The sequence below is a fragment of the Streptococcus vulneris genome (assembly GCF_019218685.1).
Classification (GTDB): domain Bacteria; phylum Bacillota; class Bacilli; order Lactobacillales; family Streptococcaceae; genus Streptococcus; species Streptococcus vulneris.
The window spans coordinates 1-15,396 of record NZ_JAHUZC010000008.1; the positions used below are offsets into that span (position 1 = coordinate 1).

Consider the following 15,396-nt stretch of genomic DNA (forward strand, 5'->3'; position numbering starts at 1 on the left):
AACTGAAAATATAGCTATTTTTTAAGGCATTGGAATTTGATGTAAATATATGTAATGGTGTTTTTAAAAGTAGACGGTTTGTTAATCGCAGTCAGTTACTCTTTAGATGCTCCAATGAATCAGTTTATTGATAATATGAAAGTATCTAGAGAGTGGAAGAATGTTGAAGATATGTACGTTATATCCAGCTTTGTTGAGGGAGATGATGTAGGTACATATGCAGGAACTACAAATTCCCTTGAGCGCAGTATGTATAACTTTTACCAGCGTATATCTGAGCTTCCAGGTGTCTATATTGCCCAAGGAAAATTTCTTAATCAGGAGTACCTTGATGCAGTCTATGGGACATACCAGCATGTCCCTAAAAAACCATTTTGGTATTTGAAATTCTCCTATAATTACCTGCAAGACCTAGGTATTCCCCTAAGTGATGAAGAGTTGCTAGAGATGAGGAATGGTACTCGACTTTATCTTCTACCTAACACGCTCAATACAGAAGAACTTGAGGTGATGAAGGCGTATTTACAGGAAAGTGTCACTGTAAAACCGGGGGATTTACAAACTAATTTCACAGAAAATCAGAAATTTATGTTCAAGGTTTACCAACCGTCTCGACCAATATTTACTTGGTCAGATTCCATTTCTTATGGTACAACTAGTGAGAATCCAGTTATTTTTATCTCAACACCAGAGAATTTATATTTCATGGAGTCGGCAAACTTAGTTGTCAGTGGCTATAATGGTCTTTTGAAGATTCGTGATAGGGAAACGATGGAACAGGTAGTGTCCGTTTTAGAAACAGAATTTCCAGATTTAACGGATAATCGGTTGAGTTTTACAACTGTCAAGAACTTTATCAATGGTCTTCAAAAAGATCTGAGTTATACATTTTATCTTTTCGGCACAATCATAGCGATTATCATCATTACGATGATGGCTATTTTCTGGAGTTTTGTCTTAATGTACCGCTTGTTATTTGAAGAAAAATTGTATGTCCAATACTTTATAGGATTCTCACCATGGAAAAGATATATTGGTGTGCTTTCTCTCATTATTAGTTTTTCTGTGATGGAACTAATCGTTTCTATCTTGGTGGGTTCTAAGTTGGGAATAGTCATGACACTAGCTACATTTGCTTTTCAGATAATGCTTCTTTATTTCAGTTTGTTCCGTAAAGAAGGAGAGAGTATCATACAATCATTTAAGGAGTAATCTCATGTCTAGAATTTCAGTACAAAATGTATCAAAACAATTTGGTTCAAGAGAAATTTTCAAAGACTTAAGCTTTGATATTGAGGAAAATGAATTTGTAGCTTTAGTAGGACCTTCTGGTTCTGGAAAATCGACTATCCTCAATATGATTGGACTATTGGATGCTGTTGACAGTGGTAAAATCCTAATCAACGGAAAAGTTTTGCCTAAGGTAAATTCGCAATCAGCAGTTCATTATCGAAGGAATGTCATCAACTATCTTTTTCAATCCAATGCACTCATTTCTACATCTAGTGTGAAAGATAACCTGATGCTTGCCATGACTTTTTCGAATTTCTCTAGACAGGAGAAAGAGCAGAGAATCAAGGAAACGCTAGAATTTGTTGGTCTACAAAATCGGTTAAATAGTAAAATCAATGAATTATCGGGAGGTGAACAGCAGAGAATTGCGATTGTGAGAGCTATTTTAAAGCCCGGAGATATTGTCCTAGCAGATGAACCAACCGGATCATTAGATCCTGAAATGTCTCAAAAAGCATTCGATTTGATTCGAACTTTGAGAGATCAATTTGGTAAAACAATTTTGGTTGTTACGCATAACATGGAGCAAGCACGGCAATGTGATAGGATCATTTCACTGGAGTCGGTTCTTGTAAATTAACTCAACCATTATTAGCACTTGATACGGTTACTTTTGATTATGGAATATCGAAGGTGGAGAGTTCAAACATGAAAAAATTTACATACGATGTTATAAAACAGCCAAATTTGTCTAATCGTTTGGAGTTAAAAACACATGTACTGGTTGAAAATCATATTGATGATGTCATTTGTCTGCATATCATTGCTAGTAATAAATTATTAGATATGGTTATTTTGAACCCATTTCAAAAGAACACTATATTTATTCCATGTTATTTTGAGGAAGATATTGTGAAAGTCAAAGATGATTATGAAGTTGAGTGGGCTTTGTTAGAATTTCAAAAATTTAGAGCATTTTCGGCTTAGTAATATGTGTTGAAGACTCAAAATCTATGGTAAAAAGTAGCTTTGAAAACGTATTACCTCCAAAGATTTAGTTAAATAATGATTTAACACAAAAAGAAATTATTGAAGTTCTGGAAAGATGTTGTTTCAGTATAGAAATAAGTCTTGAAAAACTGGATTTGAAGAATTATTTTGATTATATTGTTTCGGATGACAATTGCTATTGAAGATTCGTACTCAGGGATACAGGGTTCAACTAGTGCTGGTATTGCTACTATTGGATATTACGATAACCGATTGCCTTTATTTAATACTAAGGCAAATTGTAAGGCTGGAAGTATGCAAGAAGTATTGAACGTAATTCAATCACAAGATGAGTTTTAAAACGTCTAGACGTACTTAGAAAAATAAAAAAAGCGATATAGCAATTTGCTATATCGCTTTTTTTATTTTTCTAAAAACAGCAGTAAAAATACATAATTTTTCACTCTTAATAGTGAAGTCTAAAAATTGAGAGAGTTTTATGAAAAATCGTTCACCGCCATTTCCTACCTTATCAAATTTATATAAGGAGGAATAAAATAGTGTATTTTATCTATGTGAATGGGTTAAAAGTCCCTGTTTCCAGAGAAGTTCTTGTATGATTAATTTGTGAACATTTTCCTATAATTTTGTAATATTTTTGAGACTATAATATATTAGATAAACATGTCTTTTGTGTTTCACTTTATTTTACAATAAGACTAATTTTTGAAAGTCAGTAATTTTAAATAGTTGATAAAATATTTGCTCTCAGACGGTTAATAGATATGCTTATGAGAAGTGTTTAATAAATTAATTTTAGTTCAAAATGTCCAGTTTGGACACTTTGAAAGATTTCTTAGTTTTATATATTATACTTTTCTCAGGAGAAAGCTAGATGTACAGACGTTTGAGAGATTTGAGGGAAGATCACGATTTGACCCAAAAACAAATAGCTAAAATACTTTCGTTTACAAACTCAGCTTATGCTAAAATTGAACGGGGTGAGCATGCCTTGACGGCAGATGTATTGGTAACTCTCTCAAACTTTTACGATGTCAGTACAGACTATCTATTGGGATTGATAGATTTTCCTGATAAAATTCGCTTTAGAAAATAATCTCCTCAATTGCATAGAGTGTGAAAATGAGGAGATTTTTTATTTGTTCTTTGACAATTGAATAGTCCAAAATGGTACTTTCCTCATTTGTGGAGCAGATTTGAATGGCTCGCCATGATAAGAGCGATTTTAAAACCATCAATAAAATAGAGCGATACTTTATATGCCATGATACAAATGATATACAATGATACTTCTGACCGTTCAGGCTGCCACCGTAAAAGAGCAGCAAGTGAAATTCTTATGATGACTTCATCAGTCATGCCATGGAGGTGAAAAAATCTAAGAAAGGAAGTAGTAAAATCATGGAAACAGTAAACTATAAAGATTTAGTTGCGATTGGTTTTCCAGAGCACACATCAAGAAATATTATTAGACAAGCAAAAAAGATTGCTGTAAAAAAGTTTGAAGAAGCTAGAAAAAATGATAAGAATGCGGTACAATTAGGATGTTCACCTTTCGATAATAAAAGGTTAGGCATTGCTCCTAAAAATATTGTAGAAAATTTAATTGGTATTTCTTTTTCAGATATAGAAGGTGAGAAAAATGGTTATATCAAAGACAAAGAAATATAAAGGTGTATACAAAGATTCAAAAGGAAAAATTTATTTTCAAATTGAATTAGGAGTTGATCCAATAACTGGGAAAAGAATTCAAAAGAAAGGAAGGAAAAATCAACAGGGACTACCGTTTAATTCTTTTAAGGAAGCATATGAAGAGATACTTCGTTTAAAACATGAATTTGTGAACTCTACTATTAATAATAGTTTTCTAACTTTTAGAGAGTTTATGGAAGAGATTTATTTAAAATATTATCAACAAAAAGTTCAATTTGTAACTTATCAGACCGCTTTACCACATCATCAGTTATTTATTAAGCAATTTGGTAGTAAAAAATTATCAGATATTAGTACTATTGACTGTGAAAGATTTCGCTTAGCTATTATAGACAAGTATTCTAGTAACTATGCTAAAAATATGTGGTCTAGATTTAAAGCATGTCTGGGCTATGCAGAAAGATTGGGTTATATTGATAGAGTTCCTTTTAAAGGATTAGATAATCCTAGAGGAAAGCACCCTGATACAAAATTTTGGACATTTGATGAATTTAAGAAGGTAATAAACTCTTTTGATATTAGTGAGTATGAGGGACTCCATAATTACACGACGATCTGGTTATATTTTATGACTGGTTTAAGAGTTAGTGAGGGTATTGCTCTTAAATGGGAAGATATTGATTTTGAACGTAAATGGATTCATGTTCATTCGACGATTGAGAAAGATAAAAACGGTGTATGGTATGCTAAACAACAAACAAAGACAGTAGCAGGGAATCGTAAAATTGATTTAGATGATTTTACGATTACAACACTTAAAAAATGGCGAGAAGTTCAAATCAAGAATGATGATAAAGATTATGTAATATCACGTTTTGGTGCCCCCTTGTGTAAGTCTACAATTTCTAGGATAATAAAAAGGCATGCTAAGATTACTGGTGTACCAGAAATTACGGGGAAAGGATTAAGACATAGTCATGCATCTTATCTTATAAATGTGTTACATAAGGATACTTTATATGTTTCATATCGATTAGGACACGCTGATAAGTCAACCACGTTGAATACATATAGTCACTGGTATTATTCAGGTGATTCAACAATTTCAGAAGAGATTACAAACAGTTTAGATAATCTTGGATTATCAATTTACCTACCAAATTCCTGCCAAAGTTGAAAATGGAGGAATTAACCCACTAATACTGGGCGGAAATAAGATTAGCAAATTGTTACTCTTAAATAATAGAGTAACTACATTAGTAGCTTAAAAACATGATTAAACCGCTATTCTTAGGAGTAGCGGTTTTTCTTTTTATGTGCCAAGGGCAAAAAAGGGAAAGGAATCTTTAAAAGTGAGGAGAGTTAGATTGAAAGAATCACATTTGTAAATCGAAATGATGGATATTTGTATCATGTCATAAATCGTTATCAAACGATAATATTGATTTTCTTACAAATTAAGAGTATAATTTATAAAAATGAGTGTTCACTCAATTTTTGTGAAATTAAGGAGTAAAGAAAATGGTTGTTAAAGCAATAGAGTACAGTCGTTTCGGTAACGAAGAGGTCTTGGATTTGCTGAAGATCGACTCTACAGCCTTGGATGTTAATCAGGTGAGAGTAGAAGTTCATGCTGTTGGTTTAAATCCTATTGATTATAAAACTTTTGAGGGAGCGAAACCCCTTCGATTTCTATCTTTTATAACGAAATTAAGGAAACCAAGTCGTTGGTTTGAATCTAAATCATCTTTATTTCCAAGAGGTGTGGGGAGAGATTTTTCTGGAGTTATTACAGAAGTTGGAAATGAAGTAACTAGGTTTTCAGTAGGAGATAAGGTGTTTGGAACAATGATTAGTGATCCTGGTTTGGGAACTAAGAGGGGAGCTTTAGCAACAGAAATTTGTGTCAATGAATCAGAAATTGTATTGAATCCAGAGATGATCGACATGACTCACGCAGCTACTATGGGAGTAGCTGCTCTAACTGTGGGTGGGGCTTTTAGAAGAATCGGTTTAAATTCAAGAGATACTGTTGTTATTTCAGCTGCAGCAGGAGGTATTGGAAGTATTGCAGTACAGTATGCAGTTGCTAAGGGGGCGACAGTGATTGGAATAGCAAGTAAGAAAAATGCAGAGTATCTGAAGTCTTTAGGTGCCATACCAGTAAGTTACGAAGATAATATCAAGAAGGCTCTTCTATCAGCTAGTCCAACGCCTATTACAAAATTTTTGGATTGTTATGGATCTGATTATGTTAGATTGGCTTTTAGTTTAGGCTTGAAGGGGACAGCTATTGGGACATTAGTACCTTCGCCCTATGTTATGATAAAAGGTGCTCAGTTTACTGGTCCTAGACATTCCACATATGATGATTTTAGCACTTTAGCTGAAATGGTCTCAGACGGGAAGATTCAGCTGAAAATTGATCAAGTGTATGACTTTTCTCTAAAGTCAGTTAGAGAAGCCTATCGTAGTCTGAAAATGGGACACAGTCGAGGCAAAAAAGTCGTAAAAGTAAGAGAGTAGAAGAGAGGTGCTAGCGATGAAAAGTTTAGAACAAAAGTATGCTCAGACGTTAGAAGTTAGCAACTTAAGCTTGAAACAACGTCGAGTATTATTATCAAGCTTAAAATTATTCTCAGAAATTGGATTTGAGAATACAACGTCCAGCCTTATTGCCGAACGAGCTGGAGTGTCAGAAGGAACTGTTTTTAGTTACTTTAAAACAAAGGAAGGTATTTTAGAAGCCATTTTATCTACTTTTCTAGAACAGGTTATTCCAGAAGTAATTGCGGATTTCTCAGAAAAAAAATTCACAGTAGATCAAGAAACTTTTCCCTTCTTTTTAAAAAGTATTGTTCGAGATAGGCTCTTTTTCATTCAGGAGAATCAAATGCATGTTAAAATTCTCTTGGGGCGTTCTTTTATTGATAAAAATCTTTCTATCCAGTTAGGAAATATTATTGTTCAATCTATAATAGAACCAATTAGCCCTGTTTTAAATCAATTTAAAGAAAAAGGACTTATTCTAAATTGGTCAAATGAAAGAATTGTTCGATACATTTTAGCATTGAGTTTTTCTTATCTTATTCCCATGATGTTGAATGATGAAAGAACTATAAACATAGATGAAGCAGTTGATGAGATTGTTGAATGTTTGTCATCTGCCCTAATGAAAGTAAAATAAATTCGGATGTTAAAACTCACTGTTAATGGTGAGTTTTTTTGATTCAACATAAAAATCCCCAATCGTAGCGATTGAGGATTAAGCAAATGAGTCTTAAACAATACCTTGTGCAATCATAGCGTTTGCTACATTTTCAAAGGCAGCAATGTTAGCTCCTGCAAGGTAGTCTTTATCAAGACCGTATGTTTCTGAAGTTGTTTTAGCTGTGTTGAAGATGTTTGTCATGATGTCTTTGAGACGTCCATCAACTTCTTCACGAGTCCATGAGAGGCGAAGGCTATTTTGGCTCATTTCAAGAGCTGAAACGGCTACACCACCAGCGTTGGCAGCTTTTGCAGGTCCGTAGAAGATACCATTTTCTTTGTAGACTTTGATGGCATCAAGGTCGCTTGGCATGTTGGCACCTTCAGATACACAGATCACGCCTTGAGCAACCAAACGTTTAGCTGCTTCACCGTTGATTTCGTTTTGAGTCGCACATGGAAGAGCGATATCATAGTTTCCAGTGTAAGTCCATACAGAACCTTCATGATAAGTAGCAGATGCTTTTTCAGCAGCATACTCAGTCAAACGAGCGCGTCGTTTTTCTTTAACGTCAACCAAAAGATCGAAGTCGATACCATTTTCATCGATGACATAACCATTTGAATCAGATACAGAGATAACAGTTGCACCAAGTTCAGTTGCTTTTTGAAGAGCGTATTGGGCTACGTTACCAGAACCTGAAATAACCACTTTCTTACCAGCAAAGCTATTACCGTTAGCTTTAAGCATTTCTTCAGTGTAGTAAACCAAACCATAACCAGTTGCTTCTGGACGAATCAAGCTACCACCAAATCCAAGAGGCTTACCAGTCAAGACACCAGCATCAAATTGATTAAGGCGTTTGTACTGTCCGTAAAGGTAACCAATCTCACGTCCACCAACACCGATATCACCAGCAGGTACGTCAAGTGATGGGCCGATGTATTTTTGCAATTCAGTCATGAAGCTTTGGCAGAAGCGCATCACTTCAGCATCTGTTTTACCTTTAGGATCGAAGTCTGATCCACCTTTACCTCCACCGATAGGAAGTCCAGTCAAGACGTTTTTAAAGATTTGTTCAAATCCGAGAAATTTCAAAATCCCTTGGTTTACAGTTGGGTGGAAACGAAGTCCGCCTTTGTATGGTCCAACAGCTGAGTTGAATTGAACACGGTAGCCGCGGTTTACTTGAACTTTTCCATCACGGTCAACCCAAGGAACACGGAAAGAAATCACGCGCTCTGGTTCAGTAATACGTGCCAAGATATTTTCTTCGATATACTCAGGGTGTTTTTCAAATACAGGTTCTAAAGTGTTGAAAAATTCTTCAACAGCTTGGAGGAATTCAGCCTCGTGCCCGTTACGAGCTTTCACAGTTTCAAACACGCTTTGGATATATTCTTTAGCAGATGTCATATCGTTCTCCTTAAATTCTAATTTAATTATGTGAGTCATTATAGCAGATTTTTTTTTTACTGTAAAGAAAAAAACAGAAATTTTCTAAAAATTCTATCAATTTAGTTTTGACATTTAGTTTTGAGGCTTTTTGAAAATAGATAAAAAACGAACGTTTTTCTTATAAATGATTTTATTAAAGAGAAAATCTGAAAATATGGTATAATATTAGCAATAAAAGGAATCTGGAGGATCAGAATCATGGTATCAACGAAAACGCAAATTGCTGGTTTTGAGTTTGACAATTGTTTGATGAATGCAGCAGGTGTGGCTTGTATGACGATAGCAGAGTTAGAGGGCGTTAAAAATTCAGCGGCAGGAACTTTTGTGACTAAGACAGCAACCTTGGACTTTCGTCAGGGGAATCCTGAGCCACGCTATCAAGATGTTCCACTTGGTTCTATCAACTCTATGGGCTTGCCAAATAATGGCTTAGACTATTATTTGGATTATCTTTTGGATTTGCAAGAAAAAGAGCCAAACCGAACTTTCTTCTTATCTCTAGTTGGTATGTCTCCAGAGGAAACCCATACTATCTTGAAAAAAGTCCAAGAGAGTGAGTTTCGTGGTCTGACTGAGCTAAACCTCTCCTGTCCAAATGTTCCAGGTAAACCTCAGATTGCCTATGATTTTGAGACAACAGACCGGATTTTGGCAGAGGTATTTGCCTACTTCACCAAACCTCTTGGAATTAAATTGCCACCATATTTTGATATTGTTCACTTTGACCAAGCGGCAGTTATTTTCAATAAGTATCCTCTTAAGTTTGTCAACTGCGTCAACTCTATCGGAAACGGCCTTTATATAGAAGATGAGTCTGTCGTTATTCGTCCTAAAAATGGTTTTGGGGGGATTGGTGGTGAGTATATCAAACCGACTGCTCTAGCTAATGTTCACGCCTTTTATCAACGTTTAAATCCTCAAATCCAAATCATCGGAACAGGTGGCGTGTTGACTGGTCATGATGCCTTTGAACATATCCTCTGTGGAGCAAGTATGGTGCAGGTGGGAACCACCCTTCACAAAGAAGGCGTCAGTGCTTTTGACCGCATTACCAATGAACTGAAAGCAATCATGGCGGAAAAAGGGTACGAGATCCTAGAAGATTTCCGTGGGAAATTGCGCTATATTGACTAAATTCATTAAAAAATCAGAAGAAAGGAGAGAAGATGCTAGCCATTGAAGAAAGTCAGAAGTTGACTTCATCAAATTTACCGAGCCTGAGCCTTTTTACAGGGACAGATCAGGGTCAGTTTGAAGTGATGAAGAGTCAAGTGTTGAAACAGATTGGTTATGATTCTGTCGACCTAAACTTTGCCTACTTTGATATGAAAGAAGTAGTTTACAAGGATGTGGAACTGGAGTTGGTCAGCCTTCCTTTCTTTGCGGATGAGAAAATCGTGATATTGGATCATTTTGTCGATATCACGACTTCTAAAAAGCGCTTTTTAACAGATGATGAGCTCAAGTCGTTTGAAGAATACCTTGATAACCCTTCGCCAACAACCAAGTTGTTGATTTTTGCTGAAGGAAAACTGGATAGCAAGAGACGGCTGGTAAAATTACTTAAGCGTGATGCCAAGGTTTTTGACGCAGTAGAAGCCAAAGAACAAGAATTGCGCCAGTATTTCCAAAATTGGAGCCAGAAAGAAGGTCTGCAGTTTGCTAATCATTCTTTTGAAAATCTTCTCATCAAGTCGGGTTTTCAATTTAGTGAAATTCAGAAAAATCTCCTCTTTTTACAGTCCTATAAGGAAGACTCTGTTATCGAGGAAGAGGATATTGTTAACGCAATTCCCAAGACCTTGCAGGACAATATTTTTGATTTAACTCAGTTTATTCTGACTAAAAAGATGGATCAGGCGCGTGACTTGGTTAGAGATTTGACCTTGCAAGGTGAAGATGAAATTAAACTGATTGCAGTCATGCTAGGACAATTTCGGACTTTTACTCAGGTGAAGATTTTGGCGGAGTCTGGGCAAACAGAATCGCAGATTGCAAGTAGTCTAGGTAGTTACCTAGGACGCACTCCTAATCCCTATCAAATCAAGTTTGCATTAAGAGATTCGCGAGGACTTTCCTTGAACTTTCTGAAGCAAGCTATTTCTTATTTGATTGAGACTGACTATCAGATTAAGACAGGTCTTTATGAAAAAGGTTTCCTTTTTGAAAAGGCACTCTTGCAGATTGCTAGTCAGGTCAATTGATATTTTTTTGAAATTCCAGCCGGCGTCAATATTATCTTGTCGTGGGTTTCTTGCTGATTTGCTTGTTTTATTAGAAAGTATCTCAGTGATTTCCTTATCTATAAGCAAAAAACTTGAAAAAAGTGAATGTTTGCGTTATCATTTTCATATAGAAAGAAAAAGAGGTATTACAGATGGCTATTATCTTACCAGATCTTCCATATGCATACGACGCTTTGGAACCATACATCGATGCGGAAACAATGCACTTGCACCATGACAAACACCATCAAACTTATGTCAACAATGCTAATGCAGCTCTTGAAAAACACCCTGAAATTGGTGAAGACCTTGAAGCCTTGCTTGCTGATGTAGAATCTATTCCAGCTGATATCCGTCAAGCGCTTATCAACAATGGTGGTGGACACTTGAACCACGCTCTTTTCTGGGAATTGATGACTCCTGAGAAAACAGCTCCTTCAGCAGAACTTGCAGCAGCAATCGATGCAACATTTGGTTCATTCGAAGAATTCCAAGCAGCCTTCACTGCAGCAGCAACAACTCGTTTCGGTTCAGGATGGGCATGGTTAGTTGTCAACAAAGAAGGTAAACTTGAAGTGACTTCAACAGCAAACCAAGACACACCAATCTCAGAAGGTAAAAAACCAATCTTGGGCTTGGACGTTTGGGAACATGCTTACTACGTGAAATACCGCAACGTGCGTCCTGACTACATCAAAGCTTTCTTCTCAGTAATCAACTGGAACAAAGTAGATGAATTGTACGCAGCAGCTAAATAATGATAGTTGGAGGGAAGAATTGTTCTTCTCTTTTTAAGGTTATATTATTTTGGTCTGACAAAATCGTCAGACTTTTTTCATTTTTATGAGAAACGTGCTAACTGCTAGAAATTATGGTAGAATAAAGTATTAAGTAATCGTGGAAAAAGGATATCTATGCGAAAAGAAATTGCACCTGAATTATACAACTATAACAAGTTTCCTGGTCCTGAGTTCCATTTACATGGGGACAAGGTAGAAACGGAAGGGATCGCTTTTTCCTTGGTGGAAAATATCAAAGATGCCTTTGATGTGACGGCTTTTAATCAGCGTTTTTCAGAAGTATTAACCAAGTTTGATTATATCGTGGGAGACTGGAGCAACGAACAGCTTCGCCTACGAGGTTTTTACAAGGATGATCGAACAGAAGAAAAACTTGAAAAAATCAGTCGTTTACAAGACTACCTTTTAGAGTATTGTAGTTATGGTTGTGCCTATTTTGTTCTAGAAAATGAAGCGCCTAAGCGAGCATCATTTGACAAGAAAATACGTAAGAAGGAAGAAGAAACACCTTCTAAAAAAGGAAAGAAACCGACTCAAACCAAACGAAAACCGAATGCAGATAAGAAAAATAGACGTCGTCAGAAAGACCAGCATTCTCAGAAAGAGGACAAGGGACAACGTCATTTTGTCATTCGTCAGAAGTGAGTAGAGAATAAGGAGAAGAAATGAAACCGTCAATTTATAGTTTAACGCGTCAAACCATGCAGGAATGGGTATTGGAGCAGGGAGAAAAGAAATTCCGTGCAGATCAAATCTGGGAATGGCTTTACCGTAAACGTGTCCAGTCATTTGAAGAAATGACCAACCTTTCCAAGGATTTGATTGCTAAGCTTAATGACCAGTTTGTGGTCAATCCCTTGAAACAACGTATCGTGCAAGAGTCTGCTGATGGTACGGTCAAATATCTCTTTGAGTTACCTGATGGTATGTTGATTGAGACAGTACTTATGCGTCAACACTATGGTTTATCAGTCTGTGTGACCACTCAGGTTGGCTGTAATATCGGTTGTACCTTCTGTGCCTCTGGTTTGATTAAGAAACAACGTGACCTCAATAACGGTGAAATCGTAGCGCAAATCATGCTGGTTCAGAAATACTTTGATGAGCGTGGTCAGGACGAACGCGTCAGCCATATCGTTGTCATGGGTATCGGTGAGCCCTTTGATAACTACAACAATGTCTTGAATTTCGTCCGTACTATCAATGATGACAAGGGAATGGCAATCGGTGCTCGTCACATCACTGTTTCTACCTCAGGTTTGGCCCATAAAATTCGTGACTTTGCTAATGAAGGCGTCCAGGTCAATCTGGCTGTTTCCCTTCACGCACCCAATAATGAATTGCGCTCAAGCATCATGAAGATTAACCGTGCCTTTCCGATTGAAAAACTCTTTGCTGCTATTGAGTACTACATCGAAACAACAAATCGTCGTGTGACCTTTGAGTATATCATGCTCAATGAAGTCAATGATGGTGTAGAACAAGCCTTGGAATTGGCTGAATTGCTCAAGAATATCAAGAAATTGTCTTATGTAAACTTGATTCCTTATAACCCAGTTAGTGAGCATGACCAATATAGCCGTAGTCCTAAAGAGCGCGTCCTGGCCTTCTATGATACGCTTAAGAAAAAAGGGGTTAACTGTGTTGTTCGTCAAGAGCATGGTACTGATATTGATGCAGCTTGTGGACAATTGCGCTCTAATACAATGAAACGTGACCGCCAGAAAGCAGTTGCAGCAGTCAATCCTTAATGATGAAGAAGACTTATAATCATATTTTGGTCTGGGGAGTCATTTTCTATAGTATTTGCATTGTCTATTTTTGCTTTACTCCTCAAGAACATTCTCCCGTGGGAGTGGAAACTCCAGGTATTCAGCATCTTGGACGCCTGGTTTTTCTTTTGACTCCTTTCAATTCTCTCTGGAAACTAGGTGAAGTGAGTGACATTGGACAATTATATTGGATTTTTCTACAAAATATCCTTAATATCTTCTTACTTTTTCCTTTGGTGTTTCAACTCCTTTATCTCTTTCCAAACTTGCGGAAAACAAGAAAAGTGATTTTTTTCAGTCTTCTTGTGAGTCTTGGAATTGAGTGTACGCAGTTGGTCTTGGATTTTTTCTTTGATTTTAATCGCGTCTTTGAGATTGATGATTTGTGGACCAATACCTTGGGTGGCTATCTGGCTTGGCTCCTCTATAAACGATTACATAAAAACAAGATAAGGAATTAAAATGAGTATTTTAGAAGTTAAAAATCTGAGTCACGGTTTTGGTGACCGTGCAATTTTTGAAGATGTGTCCTTCCGTCTCCTCAAGGGAGAACATATCGGTCTGGTCGGTGCCAATGGTGAAGGAAAATCAACCTTTATGAGCATCGTGACTGGTAAAATGTTGCCAGATGAAGGGAAGGTTGAGTGGTCTAAATATGTGACTGCTGGTTACTTGGATCAGCACTCCGTCCTTGCTGAAGGCCAATCTGTTCGTGATGTTCTCCGTACAGCCTTTGATGAGCTTTTCAAAGCTGAAGCTCGTATCAATGACCTCTATATGGGAATGGCTGAAGACGGAGCGGATGTTGATGCTCTCATGGAGGAAGTGGGAGAACTTCAAGACCGTCTGGAGAGTCGTGATTTCTATACCTTGGATGCTAAGATTGACGAAGTAGCGCGTGCCCTTGGTGTCATGGACTTTGGCATGGATACAGATGTAACTTCTTTGTCAGGTGGACAAAGAACCAAGGTACTTTTGGCTAAACTCCTCCTTGAAAAGCCCGATATCTTGCTTTTGGACGAGCCGACCAACTATTTGGATGCTGAGCATATTGACTGGCTTAAGCGCTATCTCCAAAACTATGAGAATGCCTTTGTCCTCATTTCACACGATATTCCATTCCTGAACGACGTGATTAATATTGTCTACCATGTGGAAAATCAACAGCTGACGCGTTATTCTGGTGACTACTACCAGTTCCAAGAAGTCTATGCTATGAAGAAATCTCAGCTAGAGGCTGCCTACGAACGTCAGCAAAAAGAAATTGCGGACCTTAAGGACTTTGTTGCCCGAAACAAAGCGCGTGTTGCAACACGAAACATGGCCATGTCTCGTCAGAAGAAATTGGATAAGATGGATATTATCGAATTACAAAGTGAGAAACCAAAACCATCCTTTGATTTCAAATCAGCTCGTACGCCAGGGCGCTTTATCTTCCAAGCCAAGGATTTGCAAATTGGTTATGATCGTCCTCTGACTAAGCCACTAAATCTTACTTTTGAACGTAATCAAAAGGTTGCTATTATCGGGGCAAATGGTATCGGGAAGACAACTCTCTTGAAATCTCTTTTGGGAATTATCCCGCCAATTGCTGGAGAGGTTGAACGTGGAGACTACCTAGAACTTGGCTACTTTGAACAAGAAGTAGAAGGTGGCAATCGTCAAACACCACTAGAGGCTGTTTGGAATGCCTTTCCAGCTCTCAACCAAGCAGAAGTTCGTGCAGCCCTTGCCCGTTGTGGTTTGACAACCAAGCATATTGAAAGCCAAATTCAGGTCTTGTCAGGTGGGGAACAAGCCAAGGTTCGTTTCTGTCTCTTGATGAATCGTGAAAACAATGTTTTAGTGCTGGACGAGCCGACCAACCACTTGGATGTGGATGCCAAGGATGAACTCAAACGCGCTCTTAAAGAATACAAAGGGTCTATCCTTATGGTCTGTCACGAACCAGACTTCTATGAAGGCTGGATGGACCAAATCTGGGATTTTAATAATTTAACTTAAGAATGAGAGTAAAAGAAATACAGTACCGA

General features: G+C 37.2%; 16 protein-coding genes. 15 read left to right on the forward strand and 1 reads right to left on the reverse strand.

The genetic code is table 11. The features are described from left to right. Positions 1-54 precede the first annotated feature (54 nt). The 8 genes from KUA57_RS06255 to KUA57_RS06290 all read left to right on the forward strand — a co-directional run bounded on the left by KUA57_RS06255 (position 55) and on the right by KUA57_RS06290 (position 7,084). Positions 55-1,212 carry a hypothetical protein gene (locus KUA57_RS06255; protein ID WP_250646326.1) on the forward strand — a complete coding sequence of 386 codons (1,158 nt, stop codon included), beginning with the start codon at positions 55-57 and terminating at the stop codon, positions 1,210-1,212. Positions 1,213-1,216: 4 nt separating this feature from the next. Beyond that, on the forward strand, positions 1,217-1,873 hold the full coding sequence (locus tag KUA57_RS06260) for an ATP-binding cassette domain-containing protein (RefSeq protein WP_000087001.1): 657 nt from the start codon (positions 1,217-1,219) through the stop codon (positions 1,871-1,873). Between the two features lie 68 nt (positions 1,874-1,941). Further along, on the forward strand, positions 1,942-2,220 hold the full coding sequence (locus KUA57_RS06265; RefSeq protein ID WP_125448200.1) for a competence protein ComA: 279 nt from the start codon (positions 1,942-1,944) through the stop codon (positions 2,218-2,220). Positions 2,221-3,118: 898 nt separating this feature from the next. Continuing rightward, positions 3,119-3,340, forward strand: coding sequence for a helix-turn-helix domain-containing protein (locus tag KUA57_RS06270; protein WP_115904254.1), 222 nt, complete (start codon positions 3,119-3,121; stop codon positions 3,338-3,340). A gap of 305 nt (positions 3,341-3,645) precedes the next feature. Continuing rightward, complete coding sequence (locus tag KUA57_RS06275) at positions 3,646-3,915, forward strand: DUF3173 family protein (protein ID WP_000450956.1); 270 nt, start codon at positions 3,646-3,648, stop codon at positions 3,913-3,915. Next, on the forward strand, positions 3,887-5,074 hold the full coding sequence (locus KUA57_RS06280; RefSeq protein WP_115904255.1) for a tyrosine-type recombinase/integrase: 1,188 nt from the start codon (positions 3,887-3,889) through the stop codon (positions 5,072-5,074). Before KUA57_RS06275 ends, KUA57_RS06280 begins: the two co-directional genes overlap by 29 nt. 344 nt (positions 5,075-5,418) lie before the next feature. After that, positions 5,419-6,423, forward strand: a complete 1,005-nt coding sequence (locus KUA57_RS06285) for an NADP-dependent oxidoreductase (RefSeq protein ID WP_218493870.1) — start codon at positions 5,419-5,421, stop codon at positions 6,421-6,423. 16 nt (positions 6,424-6,439) lie between these two features. Continuing rightward, a complete protein-coding gene (locus KUA57_RS06290) occupies positions 6,440-7,084 on the forward strand; it encodes a TetR/AcrR family transcriptional regulator (RefSeq protein ID WP_125851826.1) in 645 nt (214 codons plus the stop codon). Positions 7,085-7,177: 93 nt separating this feature from the next. Here the strand turns inward: KUA57_RS06290 and gdhA are convergent, their stop codons facing one another. Then, positions 7,178-8,524, reverse strand: a complete 1,347-nt coding sequence (gdhA, locus tag KUA57_RS06295) for an NADP-specific glutamate dehydrogenase (RefSeq protein WP_070527149.1) — start codon at positions 8,522-8,524, stop codon at positions 7,178-7,180. 240 nt (positions 8,525-8,764) lie between these two features. Here gdhA and KUA57_RS06300 point away from each other — a divergent pair, with 240 nt between their 5' ends. The 7 genes from KUA57_RS06300 (at position 8,765) to KUA57_RS06330 (ending at position 15,367) form a co-directional block, all read left to right on the forward strand. After that, on the forward strand, positions 8,765-9,700 hold the full coding sequence (locus tag KUA57_RS06300) for a dihydroorotate oxidase (protein WP_125386512.1): 936 nt from the start codon (positions 8,765-8,767) through the stop codon (positions 9,698-9,700). 32 nt (positions 9,701-9,732) lie between these two features. Beyond that, positions 9,733-10,770: a DNA polymerase III subunit delta gene (gene holA, locus KUA57_RS06305; RefSeq protein ID WP_218493871.1), complete on the forward strand. Its 1,038-nt coding sequence runs from the start codon at positions 9,733-9,735 to the stop codon at positions 10,768-10,770. 173 nt (positions 10,771-10,943) lie between these two features. Continuing rightward, entirely contained in the window at positions 10,944-11,549 is a 606-nt protein-coding gene (gene sodA / locus KUA57_RS06310; protein ID WP_000974733.1) for a superoxide dismutase SodA, read from the forward strand. Between the two features lie 156 nt (positions 11,550-11,705). Beyond that, complete coding sequence (locus KUA57_RS06315) at positions 11,706-12,236, forward strand: YutD family protein (protein WP_218493872.1); 531 nt, start codon at positions 11,706-11,708, stop codon at positions 12,234-12,236. 20 nt (positions 12,237-12,256) lie between these two features. Then, the gene (rlmN, locus tag KUA57_RS06320; protein WP_000804760.1) at positions 12,257-13,342 is read left to right on the forward strand and encodes a dual-specificity RNA methyltransferase RlmN; all 1,086 of its coding nucleotides are present in this window, start codon (positions 12,257-12,259) and stop codon (positions 13,340-13,342) included. Further along, the gene (locus KUA57_RS06325) at positions 13,342-13,824 is read left to right on the forward strand and encodes a VanZ family protein (RefSeq protein ID WP_218493873.1); all 483 of its coding nucleotides are present in this window, start codon (positions 13,342-13,344) and stop codon (positions 13,822-13,824) included. The genes rlmN and KUA57_RS06325 overlap by 1 nt, the downstream gene beginning before the upstream one ends. 1 nt (position 13,825) lies before the next feature. Next, positions 13,826-15,367, forward strand: a complete 1,542-nt coding sequence (locus tag KUA57_RS06330; RefSeq protein WP_218493874.1) for an ABC-F family ATP-binding cassette domain-containing protein — start codon at positions 13,826-13,828, stop codon at positions 15,365-15,367. Positions 15,368-15,396 lie beyond the last annotated feature (29 nt).